Source organism: Pseudaquidulcibacter saccharophilus, from assembly GCF_019455445.1.
In the GTDB taxonomy this organism is placed as follows: Bacteria; Pseudomonadota; Alphaproteobacteria; order Caulobacterales; family Aquidulcibacteraceae; genus Pseudaquidulcibacter; species Pseudaquidulcibacter saccharophilus.
On record NZ_JAHWUS010000001.1, the window covers coordinates 952,672 to 968,638 of the forward strand.

Annotated in this window: 17 protein-coding genes and 1 tRNA gene; 7 read left to right on the forward strand and 11 right to left on the reverse strand. The window is 42.0% G+C overall.

Translation table 11 applies throughout. From position 1 onward, the window contains the following. Nucleotides 1-230: 230 nt before the first annotated feature. Nucleotides 231-1,010 carry a DUF2189 domain-containing protein gene (locus tag KXV15_RS04510; protein WP_240006959.1) on the forward strand — a complete coding sequence of 260 codons (780 nt, stop codon included), beginning with the start codon at nucleotides 231-233 and terminating at the stop codon, nucleotides 1,008-1,010. Nucleotides 1,011-1,015: 5 nt separating this feature from the next. Here the strand turns inward: KXV15_RS04510 and KXV15_RS04515 are convergent, their stop codons facing one another. From KXV15_RS04515 to KXV15_RS04565, 11 genes are all read right to left on the reverse strand, one after another. Further along, on the reverse strand, nucleotides 1,016-1,228 hold the full coding sequence (locus tag KXV15_RS04515; protein WP_240006960.1) for a helix-turn-helix transcriptional regulator: 213 nt from the start codon (nucleotides 1,226-1,228) through the stop codon (nucleotides 1,016-1,018). Between the two features lie 2 nt (nucleotides 1,229-1,230). Continuing rightward, nucleotides 1,231-1,656 (reverse strand): hypothetical protein, encoded by a 426-nt coding sequence (locus KXV15_RS04520; protein WP_240006961.1) that lies wholly within the window; start codon nucleotides 1,654-1,656, stop codon nucleotides 1,231-1,233. Nucleotides 1,657-1,752: 96 nt separating this feature from the next. Beyond that, entirely contained in the window at nucleotides 1,753-3,168 is a 1,416-nt protein-coding gene (locus KXV15_RS04525) for an efflux transporter outer membrane subunit (RefSeq protein ID WP_240006962.1), read from the reverse strand. After that, the gene (locus KXV15_RS04530; RefSeq protein ID WP_240006963.1) at nucleotides 3,165-4,277 is read right to left on the reverse strand and encodes an ABC transporter permease; all 1,113 of its coding nucleotides are present in this window, start codon (nucleotides 4,275-4,277) and stop codon (nucleotides 3,165-3,167) included. Before KXV15_RS04530 ends, KXV15_RS04525 begins: the two co-directional genes overlap by 4 nt. Continuing rightward, nucleotides 4,274-5,419, reverse strand: a complete 1,146-nt coding sequence (locus KXV15_RS04535; protein WP_240006964.1) for an ABC transporter permease — start codon at nucleotides 5,417-5,419, stop codon at nucleotides 4,274-4,276. The genes KXV15_RS04530 and KXV15_RS04535 overlap by 4 nt, the downstream gene beginning before the upstream one ends. Beyond that, a complete protein-coding gene (locus KXV15_RS04540; RefSeq protein WP_240006965.1) occupies nucleotides 5,416-7,149 on the reverse strand; it encodes an ATP-binding cassette domain-containing protein in 1,734 nt (577 codons plus the stop codon). Before KXV15_RS04540 ends, KXV15_RS04535 begins: the two co-directional genes overlap by 4 nt. Continuing rightward, nucleotides 7,150-8,151, reverse strand: a complete 1,002-nt coding sequence (hlyD, locus tag KXV15_RS04545) for a secretion protein HlyD (protein ID WP_240006966.1) — start codon at nucleotides 8,149-8,151, stop codon at nucleotides 7,150-7,152. Between the two features lies 1 nt (nucleotide 8,152). Then, on the reverse strand, nucleotides 8,153-8,833 hold the full coding sequence (locus KXV15_RS04550) for a CerR family C-terminal domain-containing protein (RefSeq protein ID WP_240006967.1): 681 nt from the start codon (nucleotides 8,831-8,833) through the stop codon (nucleotides 8,153-8,155). Between the two features lie 135 nt (nucleotides 8,834-8,968). Further along, on the reverse strand, nucleotides 8,969-10,042 hold the full coding sequence (locus tag KXV15_RS04555) for an acyltransferase family protein (RefSeq protein ID WP_240006968.1): 1,074 nt from the start codon (nucleotides 10,040-10,042) through the stop codon (nucleotides 8,969-8,971). A 207-nt stretch (nucleotides 10,043-10,249) separates the two neighbouring features. Continuing rightward, a tRNA-Thr gene (locus tag KXV15_RS04560) sits at nucleotides 10,250-10,324 on the reverse strand. Between the two features lie 109 nt (nucleotides 10,325-10,433). Beyond that, nucleotides 10,434-11,549 (reverse strand): acyltransferase family protein, encoded by a 1,116-nt coding sequence (locus tag KXV15_RS04565; protein ID WP_240006969.1) that lies wholly within the window; start codon nucleotides 11,547-11,549, stop codon nucleotides 10,434-10,436. Nucleotides 11,550-11,776: 227 nt separating this feature from the next. Between KXV15_RS04565 and KXV15_RS13450 the strand changes: the two genes are divergently transcribed. From KXV15_RS13450 to KXV15_RS04590, 6 genes are all read left to right on the forward strand, one after another. After that, nucleotides 11,777-11,908, forward strand: a complete 132-nt coding sequence (locus KXV15_RS13450) for a hypothetical protein (protein WP_275671544.1) — start codon at nucleotides 11,777-11,779, stop codon at nucleotides 11,906-11,908. A 101-nt stretch (nucleotides 11,909-12,009) separates the two neighbouring features. Continuing rightward, complete coding sequence (gene murA / locus KXV15_RS04570) at nucleotides 12,010-13,284, forward strand: UDP-N-acetylglucosamine 1-carboxyvinyltransferase (protein ID WP_240006970.1); 1,275 nt, start codon at nucleotides 12,010-12,012, stop codon at nucleotides 13,282-13,284. A 9-nt stretch (nucleotides 13,285-13,293) separates the two neighbouring features. Further along, nucleotides 13,294-13,710, forward strand: a complete 417-nt coding sequence (locus KXV15_RS04575; protein ID WP_240006971.1) for a DUF2948 family protein — start codon at nucleotides 13,294-13,296, stop codon at nucleotides 13,708-13,710. Next, nucleotides 13,710-15,011: a histidinol dehydrogenase gene (gene hisD / locus KXV15_RS04580; protein ID WP_240006972.1), complete on the forward strand. Its 1,302-nt coding sequence runs from the start codon at nucleotides 13,710-13,712 to the stop codon at nucleotides 15,009-15,011. The genes KXV15_RS04575 and hisD overlap by 1 nt, the downstream gene beginning before the upstream one ends. Further along, complete coding sequence (locus KXV15_RS04585) at nucleotides 15,001-15,489, forward strand: UPF0262 family protein (protein WP_240006973.1); 489 nt, start codon at nucleotides 15,001-15,003, stop codon at nucleotides 15,487-15,489. Before hisD ends, KXV15_RS04585 begins: the two co-directional genes overlap by 11 nt. Nucleotide 15,490: 1 nt before the next feature. After that, entirely contained in the window at nucleotides 15,491-15,937 is a 447-nt protein-coding gene (locus KXV15_RS04590; RefSeq protein ID WP_275671545.1) for an arsenate reductase ArsC, read from the forward strand. Nucleotides 15,938-15,967: the final 30 nt, after the last annotated feature.

Consider the following 15,967-nt stretch of genomic DNA (forward strand, 5'->3'; position numbering starts at 1 on the left):
AACATGATAAAATTACCGCAAATTCTTATTGCCTTTGGGCTTTTTACTTTGGGTGCTTTAACGCCCAAAATCGCCGATTTTATTGCGGCATTATTTAAGTAAAAATTTAAATATAAAAAATCTAATTGATTTATCGTTTTTTAACTTGACAAAATCACCGTTTAGTGAGGCAATATGTCGCATTAAACCAAGAACGCATCAAAGCGCGAATATAATGTCAGGAGAGAGAAATGATTATCGGTACACTAAATACCGCCGGCGTGGGCGGGTTAAAAATCCGCAAACTTTCCCGTGATTCACATTGGCAATGGCTAAAGGATGGTTGGTCTGATTTAAAACGAAGCCGTACGCCAAGTTTTGAGGTTGGCGGTCTTGTGGTTGCGATTTCACTTATAATCATTTCGGCACTTTATTTTTCCGGTTATGCCGCGATGATACCGGTTGCGGGTGGGGCGTTTGCCTTTGCCGCGCCAATTATTGCGTCATTGATTTATGCAATTTCAAGCGGTTTGGAAAATTGGGCGCGGGTTGATGATTTGTATCAAGCGCCATTCAAGCCAAAATCTGGTTCGCAAATTGCGTTCATTGGCTTCTTCCTTGGCTTTATGGTTTTGGTATGGTTGCGGGTTGCAACTTTGCTTTATGCCTTTACCTATGGTTCGGGCGATATGATGGGGCATAATGACTTTATAAACTTTGTGCTTAATACACCCCAAGGCATGATGATGGCTGTTGTGGGAACAATTTTGGGCGCAATGTTGGCGATAATTGCTTTTGTATTTTCGGCGGTTTCAATCCCACTTACTTATGATCGTGAAATTGATGCCTTTACAGCAATGGCAACATCTTACCGCGCTGTTATGGCCAATAAAACCCTAATGTTTTCATGGGCCTTTGTAATTGCTGTCATGCTAGTTTTATCGGCGTTTTTTGCCTTTGTGCCATTGATTGTAATCTTCCCTTGGTTGGGTCATGTTACATGGCGCGCATATCGGGAGTTGGTGGAATAATCTATCTAATTAGATATTTCCCAACCAAAAACCTCAAGAAGCGTAACATTGAAAACGCCGGCGATTTTGAAAGCAACCTCAAGAGACGGGGAATATTTCCCCGTCTCTATGGCTGCGATGGTTTGGCGGGTTACGCCAACTTTTTCGCCTAATTCGCCCTGAGACATTTCACCATTCATAAAGCGCAATGTGCGGATATTATTTGTAATTTTACCCATAATTATGCGCCTTTTCTATAACCCCAAATAACCAGTGAATATTGAACAAATTCGGCAATAACAATCATGAATAATGCTGAATTTACAATTTTCCACCCCGTTCCCAAAAATGGCAATACAATGCCAACCATGATAATACCTGCCATTAGAACATAATAAGCAACACTCATAGAATTTTGGGAAATGGCGCGGTCACGCTCGTCCATTTTTGCTTTGGCATCAATTGGGGTTTTAAAGCGGAAATAGAGATGCCCAACAATTAAAATCGCAACCTGTATTGCAACAATTTCTGTGAATAAAATAAGCGTTGTTAAATCGGTAATTGGCTTATTATTCAAGCTGGCAACGATAACAAACGTAAAATAAATTCCGTATGCGATTATCATTGCACCCAATGACAACCATGCAATCTTCTCCCGATATGGCATATTAACCTCCATTACTTATAAAAGTAATGTTAGATATTTTTAACATAGAGTCAAATTATTTTTACATAATGTTGATTTAATATGACATGGATTGAATTATTTATTATCCCAACCGCCCCCTAATGCTTTGAAAAGCGATACTAATTGGCTTTGTGCCTGTGTTTCGACTTGGATATTGCTTATTTGCAAATCTTTTAAAGCTCTTTCCGCGTCCAAAAGCTCTAGCTTGGAAATATCACCCGCTTTGAAACGCTTTAATTGATGCTGGTAAAAGTCATTTTGCGCCTTTATCGCGTCCTGCTTTGCGGCGATTGTATCGGTTGATGCTTTATAGCCATTAAGGGCGCGCTCGGAGTCAGCAAGGGCTGTGATGACAGATTTCGAATATTCATCCATCGCCTGTTTATCACGCGCTTCTGCTGCGTTTACCTGCGCGGTTACCCGCCCACTATCGAAAATTCGCCATTGAATGCCGGGTACAATTGTGGTCGCAAGTGATGAATAATCAAACGCCTTATTCAAATCCATAGTTTCCCAACCTGCATGGGCAGAGATTGTGAATTTTGGATAATATTCCGCTTTGGTTGCCGCGATTTGTGATGCAGTCATTTGTAATTTTGCTTCTGCCGCTTGGATATCTGGGCGACGTTCAAGCAATTCGGCACGCTGACCAATGGGGAACGCAAATAATTTAGGGTTTTGAACAGGGGTTGAAAGCAAATATAATGTGCTTTCGGGCGGCTTTCCTAAAAGGGTAGCAATCGCAAAGCATAAATCACGCCGCTTTGCTTCTAGGGCGGGGATTTGGCTTTCATAATTTTCACGCTTGGCGATGATTTCATCTGTGTCCTTGTGTGAGATATCACCCTTTTGCACACGGATTTTTAAGAGCGCGATACTTTGGTCAAGATTGTCCAAATATTCACGGGTTGCCGCAAGTTGGCGAGTAGTATTATTAAGTTCAAAATAATTGCGCCCAATTTCGGCGGCGATTGACATTTTTGTGGCTTCGCGCCCGTAAATTTGCGCTTTTATTGCGGCATCGGTTGCATCAATTTGGTTTTTAAGTCCGCCAAAAACATCAATTTCCCAGCTTGCATCAAAACCATATTGATAAACAGTTTGATCGCGCGAAACCCCTGGAAGTTTGGTAATCGGCATTGCGCCATTTTCGCTAAGCTGATTTTGTGAGACCTTTGCCCCAACCCCCACAGCAGGGCCAAGACCGGCGCGGGAAAATTGGTTTTGTGCGCGCGCTTCTTCAATGCGGTGGGTGGCAAGGGCGACATCGTAATTTTGTGCCATTGCCTCATCAATCAATGCAGTAAGTGTGGGGTCGTTGAATGCCAACCACCATTTTGAAAGTTCAACATCTTTGATGGGAACATTAGGTAATTTTGCCATAGATGCGCCAGTTTTTATATTCGGCACATTGGGTTTTGCACTTTCAAAATGGGCGCAGCCACCAATAAAAACTAATGCGAATAATGGGATAAAAAACTGCTGTTTCATTGCAATTTATTCCTTACGATAAAATAAGATGCGGTAAGTGATAATGTGCCAATAATCATTAATGACATAAGTGACGGCAGAACATCCATAAAACCTTGCCCTTTAAGGAAAAGCCCCTGCACAATGCGCAATGTATAAAGATTAGGGATGGATAGGGCGATGTCTTGTAAAAATTGCGGCATATTTTCATAGGGTGTCGCAAAACCAGACATTAAAACCATTGGCACCATAATGGTAAACACGCCCAAAATTGCTTGCTGTTGCGTTTGCGAAAAAGCCGAAATAATTAAACCAAGCCCAATCACCGCATAGACATGCACAAAGAGCGACAATAACAAAAGAAAGAAATTACCCGTAAATGGCACGCCAAAAAACGTAAGTGCCGCAAAAACCATAAACAACCCCAACGGCGGGCCAATAATCATGGCTGGCATTGCCTTGGCTATAATTATTTCAAGATAGGTGGCGGGTGAAACCAATAATTGATCAAATGTCCCTAATTCACGTTCGCGCGCAATTGACATAGAGGTTACACCAAGTGCCGAAATAGAAACCAAAAGTGGCGCAAGCGATGGCACAACAAACCAAAAGTAATTCAATGTCGGGTTAAACCAATATCTTATGCCCGTTCTGTCGGGGTTTTTGTCAACCGCAGTCTTGGTAAAAACCCCCATGGAATTGGCGATGGTTTCAATATATGAAACCACAATTTGACCGGCATTGGCGCGCCGACCATCAACAATCAATTCGATTTTTGGTGGGGTTTTATTGATTATATCGCGTGAAAAGTTTTGGGGAATTATAATCCCAACCAGATTTTTCCCGTTCACAATACTTTGTTCGATTTCTTCTTGAGAATGAACGGCAGCGATTTTGCCAACAAATTTCGATGCGGCAATTGAAGAAACAAATTCTTGGGCATAGCTGCCGCCATCCATATCATAAACGCCAATATCAATGTTCTTAACGTCAAGGGTTACGGCAAAACTAAAAATGAATAATTGCATTAATGGCGGTGCAATAAGGCCAACACGAGCTTGTTTATCGCGTAATACGCATAAAAGCTCTTTGATAATTTGCGCCCATAAGGTTGGTGAAAACAGTTTCATTTTTTACCGTCCAATGTCGTTGCAGTCGCCCTAAAGGCAAGGAAAAAGAACAAGGCACCAATCAAAAGCATAAAGCCAATATTGGGTAAAATCACACTCCAGACATCGCCGACCAAAAACACCGAACGAAGTGATGAAACATAATATTTTGCCGCCACAATGTTACTCATAATCTGAAGCGGTAACGGCATTGATGAGGTTTCATAAATAAAGCCAGATAACATCATTGCCGGCAAAAAACCTGCGAAAAGGGCAATTTGCGATGCCACAAATTGGTTTTTGGTTGCCGAAGAAATCAAGAGACCTTGTCCCAATGCCGGTATCAAAAACGCCGAAGACGCCGCAAATAAACCAAATAAAGAACCGCGCAATGGCACGCCAAAGGCAAAAACCGCCAAAAGCGTACAGATTGCGGTCGCAACTAATCCTAAAAGGAAATAGGGAATTAATTTACCCGCCAATATTTCAATCCGGCTGGCTGGGGTGGCCATTAATGCTTCCATTGTGCCGCGTTCAAATTCACGCGCCACCACCATCGCGGTCAAAAGCGTGCCAATCATGGTCATAACGATGGCAATTGCACCAGGGATTAATGTGCGTCTGCTTTCAATTTCGGCATTAAACCAATAGCGTGGAATGACCTCAATACGGTTTGCCATCGCGGCCTGAAACTGTGGGCTATTGGCAAAATTATCTTGCAACCATAATTGCGCAACCCCCGCCGAAGCATTTGCAAGAAAACGGGCGGTGTTTGGCTGTGTGCCATCGGAAACAATTTCAACAATTGGACCAAGTGATGGTCTTGTTATCCGTTCATCAAAATTTGCGGGTATTACGACAATGCCACGAATTGTGCCAATTTTGATTGCTTCTTGTGCTTCAACCATATCGCGCATTGGGTGCACCACAAAATAGCGAGAACCCGAATATTTCGCGCTTATGGATTGTGCCTTTACGCTATCGCTTTGCCTAACCATACCAATCGGCAGGTTTCGAATATCAAGCGATACCGCATAAGCAAATAACAAAAGTAAAATTATTGGCAAAAGCCCCGCCACCAAAAATGTTGATGGATCGCGCAGCATTTGTTTGGTTTCTTTGATGATTAATGCCCAAAGTCTTGAAAAGCTGAACCCCTTCATGCGGCTTCTCCTTTTTGGGCATCGACACGGCGTATAAGCTCGATAAAGGCTTGTTCCATTGTCGGGTTTTGTAAATCTTTGCCTTCGACCGATGCTTTTAGACCATCCGGTGTATCAAGCGCGATTAGATTGCCGCCATACATCATGGCAACGCGGTCACAATATTCGGCCTCTTCCATGAAATGCGTTGTCACCATTATGGTTACACCCTTGGCAACAAGACCATTGATGTGCATCCAAAACTCACGGCGGGTAAGGGGGTCAACGCCTGATGTTGGCTCATCAAGAAATAATACTGGCGGGCGATGCATTAATGCACACGCAAGCGCAAGCCGTTGTTTATAGCCCAATGGCAAATCGCCAGGGGCAGATGACAAATATTTCTCAAGGTGAAAAATATCAATCATTTCATCAATTCTGTCGCGTTTTAACTTGCCATCAAGGCCATATACACCAGCCGAAAATTCAAGGTTTTGTCCAACGCTTAAAAGCCCATATAATGAGAATTTTTGTGCCATATAGCCAAGATTGCTTTTGGCCTCTTTGGCGGCTTTACGCAAATCATGACCCGCAACCCGTGCCGTGCCAGAGGTTGGAATCAACAGCCCGCAAAGCATTTTAAACGTGGTTGATTTTCCCGCGCCATTTGGCCCCAACAGACCAAAAATTTCACCCTTTTTTACTTCAAAAGAAACATTATTGGTGGCGACAAAATTCCCAAACTTTTTGGTAAGGTTTACACATGCAACCGGGGTTTGCGAAATATCGCGCTCGATTTCAAAATTATCGGCGAGCTTTGAATGACCACCCGGCCCACCACCTAATAAATCGACAAAGGCATCTTCAAACCGTGGTTTCGTATGGGTTGCAATATAATCATATTCTTTTGCGGTTTTTATAATGGCATCTTCAGAAGAATTTGACTTTTTTACCAAGCGAATTGCCGATCCTTGTATCGTGCCATCGCACACATCATCAAGTTCAAGCGCCACCCCAAGAACTTTACGGCGTAAATCGGCATCCCCTTTTAACAAAAAGCTTCGGCCGTCTAGGGTTTGGGTTAATTCATCGGGTTTGCCGTTAAATAGGATTTTTCCCTCATTGAAGAGTAAAACTTCGGCGCATTTTTCGGCCTCATCAAGATAAGAGGTTGACCAGATAACCGCCATCCCGTCCGAGGTTAAATCCTCAACCATGCGCCATAAATCTTGACGTGATACGGGGTCAACGCCCACACCGGGTTCGTCAAGTAGCAAGACTTTTGGTTCACCTAATAATGCACACGCAAGCCCCAGTTTTTGCTTCATTCCACCCGATAAAGCGCCGGCAAGACGATTGGTAAAGGGTTCAAGGCGTGTAAATTCCAAAAGGCGCGCAAAAAGCTTTTCACGGGTTTTTTCATCAACACGGCGCAGCTTTGAATAAAGTTGTAAATTATCAATTACACTTAAATCTTCATAAAGCCCAAATCTTTGCGGCATGTAGCCAATAATGTCTTTTACATTTTGCCCTTGGGTTTTGGGGTCAAACCCGGCAATATTAACCGAACCGCTATCTGCATGCAGCAAGGTGGCAAGAATACGCATTAATGTGGTTTTTCCCGCACCATCAGGGCCAACAATACCGGTTAATTGCCCTGATTTTATCTCCGCACTTACGCCATCGAGTGCTTTGATATTGCCAAAGGTTTTAACAATATTTTCAAATTTGATTGCGGGGCTTTCGGGCATTTATTTTGCCTTTTGCGCATTGTTTGATTTTGGAAGGGTAACGCTTACGGGCATGCCTTGTAACAATTTGCCATCACTATCTTTAACCACGATACGAATGCGGTAAACAAGATCGGTTCGCAAATCTTCGGTTTCGACTGATTTCGGGGTGAATTCCGCCTTTGGTGAAACAAAACCGATTTGCCCATGGTAAATCTTGTCATTGCCATCGCTTTTGATTTCGACAATTGTGCCAACAGGAATTTGGCCAAGCGCGCGTTCGGGGGCATAGGCACGGATATAAACTGGATTATCAAGTGACACGGTGTAAATTGGTGTGCCGGCCGCAATCACGGACCCATTTTCTTTGTTGCGGGCGATTATAGTTCCGCTTGCAGGTGCGCGTAATTTGGTATCATCAAGTGCGGTTTCAAGTTTAGTTTTGGCAGCCTGTGCCGATAAAACTTTGCCATATCCTGTTGCAATGTCTTCTTTGCGCGCACCAGTTTGGGCAAGACTTAGGGTTTCAATTGCCGCCTTATTTGCCGCCTTTGCTTGTTCAAGTTGGGTTTTTGCGGCATCGACAATGCGTTGCGAAACCGAACCACTTGGCAGCAAAGATGCCTGACGATTATATTCGTTTTGGGCATTTTTTAAAACTGCGGCGGTTTGTTCGGCTTGTGCTTGTGCCTGCTTTATTTCTTGTGGGCGCGAGCCAGCCTTTAATTTTTCATATTGTGCATTTGCGGAAAAAATTTCGGCATTTGCACTTTGCAATGCTTCTTCGAAGGTGTCGGGGTCGAGTTCGGCAATTATTTGCCCCTCGATAACTTTATCGCCTTCATCAACATTGATTTTGGCAATGCGTCCGCTTTGGCGGAAAGATGCCTCAACTTCGCGGATTTCAACATTGCCATAAAGCTTTGATATATCTTGTTCCTTTGCGGGGCGGATTTTGTACCAATAAAACAAACCACCACCAAGAATTATTGCAATCAATATCAATGGGATAAACTTTTTCATATTATTCCCCGATCAGTTTTTCTAAATTTTCACGTAATTGATTTTTAAGGATTTCTTTTTGCGCTTCGCCAATTTCATCCCAACCCATGAATCGACATAATGTGGCGCGCGCGGCACGCAGGGCGATAACCTGCCCAAACATTGACATTGCAAATGCCCGCAGTCTCTCACTACTTAAATCTGGACGAATTTGCGAAATTATAAATGAAAGTGCCTCTAAAACCGGGCGCATAAAACCATCATATAAAATATCAAACGCATCAGTTGGCTTTTGTTGCTCACGCAATACAAGATTTGCCACATTGTCCATATTTTCAAGGAACATGGTTTCAATTGCCCGCTCGGCAATTGCCATGATTGCAATGCGGGCGGTTGTCTTGTTGAACTCCCCGCTTGCTTTTAGGGTCTCAAGGATTTTGATGCGATCGCCAAGACGTGACTTTATGAAGTTTGCAATATTCTCAAACACCGCAATATAAAGCCCGTGTTTTGAGCCAAAATGATATTTTATCAACGCCTGATTAACGCCGGCATAATCAGCAATCGCGCGGGTAGAGGCGGCATGAAAGCCATCGCGGGCGAATATAATTGTTGCCGATTTTACCAACAAATCCCGCGTAGCCTCACCACGTGCGGCAATACCCTGAAGATTGGTAGTATTCTCATTTAACAATTTAATCATCCGACTAAATTAATCAATTGAATAAATTAGTCAAGTGATTAAATTGATGTGATGTGAGATTTAATTGCAACGTTTAAAAGCTTCATGACACACGGATTTATACTATGTGCCTAATGTTGTATTGATTGGGAAATATTATTTGGCGAATGAAAATAGCTTACCTTTTTTATTACTCATTAATGACGTCAAATATCGTCTAACAGGAATATCGTAATATTTATCCAAGATTACGCAAAGTATGATTAGGGAAAACACGAACAAACAAGCCAATAAATATGTGGGTTGTATGTTGTATTTATTTAGAATTTCACCATAGAAACCAACTATTGGGGCGTGCAAGATATATAAAGCGTAAGAAGTAATCCCCAAAAAATCGAAAGTTTTATCAAGTTTTTTATATGTTGATGTACAAACAGCAAACATAACTAAAATTGGAATGCATAACATTTGCATGAATAATCTAAATGTTACACTTACTTCCGGCATTAAAAATATTACTGATAGCAATGCTATTATTATGATGCCAATGATTGGGGGAAGGCTGATTTTTTTGTGTAATTCAAGACGATGAAATAGAACTCCGAGACCAAATGAGTATAATGTTCTTAAAATACCCATGTACCACGTGCCAAATAAGAATCCGCCACCTTCAATGCCTAAATAATATGATAGTGTAGTATAAGCTGCGCCTGAAATTAATATCAAAAGTGCCAATAGCTTGGTGTTTTTTATAAAAACCAAAAATGCCGCAAAGAAAATATTGACTAGCAACTCATAAAATAATGACCACGCTGCAAAATTAATAAACAACGAAGAATCAGCCTGATGTTTATATAATGATGGAATGAAAAATAGGTTTAATAGGGCGTTTATCAATTTGCCAAAGTAGACATCCTTCAAGGTGAAAAGGTGGTAAATTTCAACGGCCGATGCGAAAATCGTTCCCAGAAAGAATAATGGATAAAGCCTTATAATCCGTCTAATCAAAAATTCTTTGAAGTTATATTTTGCAATTCCTTGTACCCAATACGTATGGGTTAAAACAAACCCGCTTAGAACAAAGAACAAATCTACGGCTAAATATGCATAGTGAATTTCATGTTTTATTAAAGGTGGCTCTGCTTTGTAGAGATGAAAGAAAACTACAAAAATAGCTGCAAACCCTCTTATGCCATCTAATAATATAAATCTTTGGTTTTCTTTATGCACGAGTGTTCAGCCTTTTTAAATTAAACTTATCTTAGATGTGCATTTATTAATTTAAATGTGAAGGTATAAATACAATAAATGTGTTTATTGCACTGCAAATAGCTTTTTTGCTTTAAAAAGCAGCATAATTTCTTACATGCAATGTATTGTTATATTGAAAGGGTTTGATATCTAATTATTTGAAATTATTAAAAAGGCAGTGAAAACTGGTGCCGCAGAGAAGAATTGAACTTCCGACCCCGTCATTACCAATGACGTGCTCTACCACTGAGCTACTGCGGCATACCGAATGTGGTATTAATTTTTGCTTCCTAGTCTAAAATATTTCTTATGTGAAGTGTTTTATATGATATTTTTTTCACAAATGCTGCAAGCGGTTTCGTTTGTTATTTTACGCGGTTTTAGTTTTTACAATTTTAGAAATCCACCGTCTTTCCATAGCTTGTTTTAATTTTACCCTGACCGGCGCATCATAATATTTTGCCAATAAATATGAAATTATAATCATAGACGGTATGGTTGCTAAGCAGAGGGTTATTACGGCAATATTTCCCTCTAAGTGGAAAATATTATTTGCAAAAAAGCCGATAAAGGCAATTATTGGTGAATGGATAACATATAATGGGAATGAAATATCCGCCAAAAAGTTTGATGATTTAAGCCAATTTCCACTTATTTTATGCTTGGATGCAAATATTATAAGGGTTGGTGAAATCAATGTGAATAACAATGGGTAAACCCAAAATGGCAATAATCTTCTAGGCAGGCAGAAGAACAATATCAAAGACAAAATCAACGCTATTGTTACCACAATATTTGCTTGGGTTATTTTGTTGCGAATTCTAAAAATATATACACCCATTGGGAAGCAGAATAATACCCTTAATAATCCGCCCATCATTGTTGGTTCATCTGTCTTTGGTGAATTGATGCCTAGGCTTTGAAATGCCCAATACATAAAGCCCAAAAATCCAAATAAGCATAAAATAAAAAGCTGCTTATCGCTTAATTTTATAATCAACAAGGCAAAGCCAATATATGCGATATATTCAAAAAACAATGACCATAAAGCCCCATTAAGGGGAAACATATCTTGCCCGCCAAATAGTGCTTTTGGAACCATGAATATAGTCAAGATAAGGTCGTTTAGGCTGTTACTATCAAGGGCGCCTGTAACCCATAACGCCATTGATTGAATAACCATAAAGCCGATAAACGCGCTTAAAACCACCATTGGGCTTAGGCGTATAATTCGAAGGGTGATGAATTTTTTAAATTCAAAACCATTTTGCAATTTTCTTTCATAAGAATATGCAAGCACAAAACCACTAAGCATAAAGAAGAAATCAACAGCCATCATCGACATGCCGATCACGTCTGTTTGATTGCCATAGCACCAGGCATTAAACCTTATTAAACAATGGTACATAAATACAAATATCGCCGCAATGCCGCGCATGCCGTCAAGAATTGCAAAATGTGATGTTTCTTCGGTGCTTTTGTTCAACTTGTTATGCCAATAATTATTGTAACTTATTGCTATTAAATAAGGCGATAACTCTAATTTATAATTAAACTATCTGCTTTTCATTTTTGCCTTTAAATTCATGCAAATTGTTTGCTGTAAGTATGATTTATATTTGGCGTAAAAAACTACAAAATAACATATTGAAAAAAACACCAAAAACCTTATGCAGAGCTTTAAAGTTAAATTGCAAAAGGTATAATTGGCGAATGACAGAGCAAACACCGCAAAAGCCAAAATCGAAAAAACAATTGCGCGAAGAAAAACTTGCACAGGCATTGCGCGATAATCTTCGTCGTCGCAAAGAAAATGCACAAGAAAGTCAGAATAAATCGAAATAATTATGCTTAAACCACTTTAATATTTAAGCATAAATAGGCATAAGCCAAATATATTTTTTGGCTTATATATTTTTTAGGCGCATGTAAAAAGGTTTCTTTAAATGGATAAAATTGCCATCACCGGTGGGAATGAATTAAACGGTAATATTCATATTTCGGGTGCGAAAAACTCTGCCCTTAAGTTACAGGCGGCGGCACTTTTGACCTCTGAGCCTATGGTAATCACCAATATGCCAGAGCTTGCGGACACTCGTTTCATGGTGCAGCTTCTTGAGCAATTGGGCATGACCGTTTATTGGCCTAAAGGTTCTGGCCGCATGCAAACCCATATTCCTGAGATTCGCTCAACAATTGCGCCATATGATTTGGTTCGCAAAATGCGTGCGACTTTTAACGTTTTGGGGCCATTGCTTGCCCGTGAAGGACATGCCACGGTTTCTTTGCCGGGGGGGTGCGCGATTGGTGCGCGCCCCGTTGATCTTCACCTTAAGGCGTTTGAGGCGATGGGGGCGGATATCGTTATCGAAGGCGGCTATGTAAAGGCGGCGGCACTTCGCGGGTTAAAAGGTGCGCATGTGGTATTCCCGTTTGTTTCGGTTGGTGCAACTGAACACGCAATGTTGGCGGCGGTGCTTGCCGATGGTGAAACAGTTCTTGAAAATGCCGCGCGTGAGCCAGAGATTGTGGATATCGCCAATTGCCTTATTGCCATGGGTGCAAGAATCGAAGGTGCGGGCACATCAACCATCACTATTCAGGGTGTGACCTCATTAAAAGGTATTAATTACAAAGTTATTCCGGACCGTATTGAGGCTGGTACATTTGCATGCTGTGTTGCGGCAACCGGCGGCGAAGTTGTTTTGACCGATGTGGTTCCATCAACACTTGGTGCATTGCTTAATGCCCTGCGTCAGGCCGGTGTTGGCGTTGAAACCGGTGAAGATTACATCAAAATCAAACGTGATAAAAACGTTCCTATCAAGGCGGTTGATATCGATACCCAGCCGCACCCAGGCTTCCCAACCGACCTTCAGGCGCAATTTATGGGGCTTATGACTATTGCCGATGGCACTAGTATTTTCCGTGAAAATATTTTTGAAAACCGCTTTATGCACGCGCCTGAATTGCGCCGCCTTGGCGCCGATATTACGGTTCGTGGTAATGAAGCTGTGGTTCGCGGTGTAAAACAATTAAAGGGCGCACAGGTTATGGCAACCGATTTGCGCGCATCGGTTTCTCTTGTGATTGCGGGTCTTGTTGCCGAAGGTGAAACCCTTATTGGTCGGGTATATCACCTTGATCGTGGTTTTGAAAATTTGGAAGAAAAGCTTTCTAACTGTGGTGCAAAAATCGCCCGCATAAGTGGTGCTGAATAAGGGGGTAACATGCGTCTGATTGCACTTGAAGCCGAAGATTTAACTACAATTGCGGCGGCGTGTCAGGACGCTTTGTTTTTGGCACAAAATGCCACCTATTCTGCGCAAAAACGCGAATTCACGCTTTTGGTAAACCGCTTTAGATGGGAAGATGATGAAAAGAACCAGCGCGTTCAGGCGCTATTATCGTTTTCATCGGTGAAAAGCGTAAAGGCACTTGGGGTTGATAAAAACTCCCAGATACCAAAGTCTATTCTTTCTATTGAATTTATCCATGGTAAAGAAGCGCCAGAGGGTGAAGTAATTTTCGAACTTGCAGGCGGTGGTAAAATTTCGCTTGCTGTTGAGTGCGTTGATATTATCCTTGGTGATATTGGTGAGGCGGTGGATGTTAAAAAACGCCCTGACCATAATGGTGATAAATAATGGCAAAGCTTTTGTTTGCAAAAGATGCTGGGTTTATGGGGGAATATAAAGCCCTTTTAAATTCACGCGGCGAAAATGTTGATGAAGCGCAGGTGATTGCGGCACAAGTCATCAAGGATGTGCGCGCGCATGGTTTTGCACATTTGCAATCACTATCACAAAAATTCGATAAATATGAACTGACCCAAGAAAATTTTAAAATTACTGCGGCGCAAATTGATGATGCAACCAATAAATGCGACTCCGAAGTTTTAAAAGCACTTGAAGTTGCCGCCCAAAGAATTGCCGATTTCCACGAAAAATCATTGCCAAAAGATGGCTTCTATGAAGATGCAGACGGTATTGGTATGGGATGGCGGTGGACCGCGGTTGATGCGGCAGGTCTTTATGCACCGGGTGGTTTGGCGGCATACCCATCAAGCGTTTTGATGAACGCTGTCCCTGCGAAGGTTGCGGGGGTATCGCGAATTTTAATGGCCACACCGCCAAATAAACTGCATGAAAACCCCGCTATTTTGGCGGCGGCAAAGATTGCAGGTGTTACCGATGTTTACGGCGTTGGTGGTGCACAGGCGATTGCGGCAATGGCATATGGTGTTGAGGGTCTGGACGCGGTCGATGTAATTGTTGGCCCTGGGAATGCGTTTGTAAGCTCCGCAAAAAAATTGGTTTTCGGTGATGTTGGTATCGATAGTGTTGCCGGCCCATCCGAAGTGTTTATCATTGCCGATGCAGGAGCGGATGCCGAAATTTTGGCATGTGATTTACTTGCCCAAGCCGAACATGATGAGCAGGCGCAATCAATTCTCTTCACCGATAATACCGCATTCGGGCAAAAGGTGATGCAGGCGGTTGAGGCACAAATTGCAAGCGGGATTGTGGCGGCACCGGCCGCTGCTTCATGGCGCGATTATTGTGCGGTGGTGATTGTTGAAAAACTTTTTGATGCAATTGAATTGGTGAATATTGGTGCGCCAGAACACCTTGAAATTGCCACTGAAAACCCTGATGAATTTTTACCACATGTCCGCCATTCGGGTTCGGTTTTCATTGGGCATTATACGCCTGAATCATTGGGTGATTATGTTGCGGGGCCAAACCACGTTCTGCCAACTGGGCGGCGCGCCCGTTTTTCATCTGGCCTATCGGTTCTAAACTTCATGAAGCGCACAACATTACTGCGTGCGACTAAAAAAGGACTTGAAAATATTGGTCCTTATGCCAGTGTGTTGGCGCGTGCCGAAGGGCTTCCGGCACATGGTCATAGTGTTGATATTAGGTTGAAGAAATATGGGGAATGAATCCGCGAAAAATACTAATTTTCTTACGGATGTCGAGCTTGACCCCGATTCCCTTGCGATTGCTAATCAGGATGTCTTGCACGAAAGACGGATTGCCATTTTCGACCTTTTAGAAGAAAACTATTTTGAGGTCGAAGGTTCTGACGCGGGGCCATATAAATTATATATTTCTGTTTTAGATCAGAAACTTGTGTTTGATATCCGCAATGCCGATGATGAGGCGGTGAAAACACATATATTGTCATTATCGCCTTTGCGCCGAATTATCCGTGACTATCTTATGATTTGCGATAGCTATCACCACGCAATCCGCAATTCAACGCCTTCACAGATTGAGGCAATCGATATGGGGCGTCGTGGTCTTCACAATGAGGGGACAGAGCTTCTGGAGCTTCGTTTAAAGGGCAAGATAAACCTTAATTTTGATACGGCACGACGTCTTTTCACCCTTGTATGTGCACTTCACATAAGGCTGTGAAATGGAACCCAGCTTTTTGAGACCGCCACAGGCGATACTTTTTGCATGCACAATGAATTCGATACGTTCACCAATGGCGGAGGCATTATTTAAACTTCGTTTTGGGACGCGCGCTTATTGTGATTCATGCGGTCTTAGAAAGGGAACGATTGACCCAATGGCGGTTTTTGCAATGGATGATTTGGGCGTTGATTTGTCTAAACATCGTGCAAAAACTTTTGATATGCTTGATGATGATAATTTTGATTTAATCATAACCCTTTCACCAGAGGCACATCACCGCGCGCTTGAATTTACACGCCATTTATCGCTTGAGGTCGAATTTTGGAATACATTCGATCCATCATTAGCCGAAGGAACGCGCGAACAACGTATGGACGCCTTTATCGAAGTTCGTAATCAGCTTGATAGAAAAATTCGTGACAGATTTGCCGAATTAAAGCCTTAATTTTATTTTAGTTAACATTTCTTAACTTTT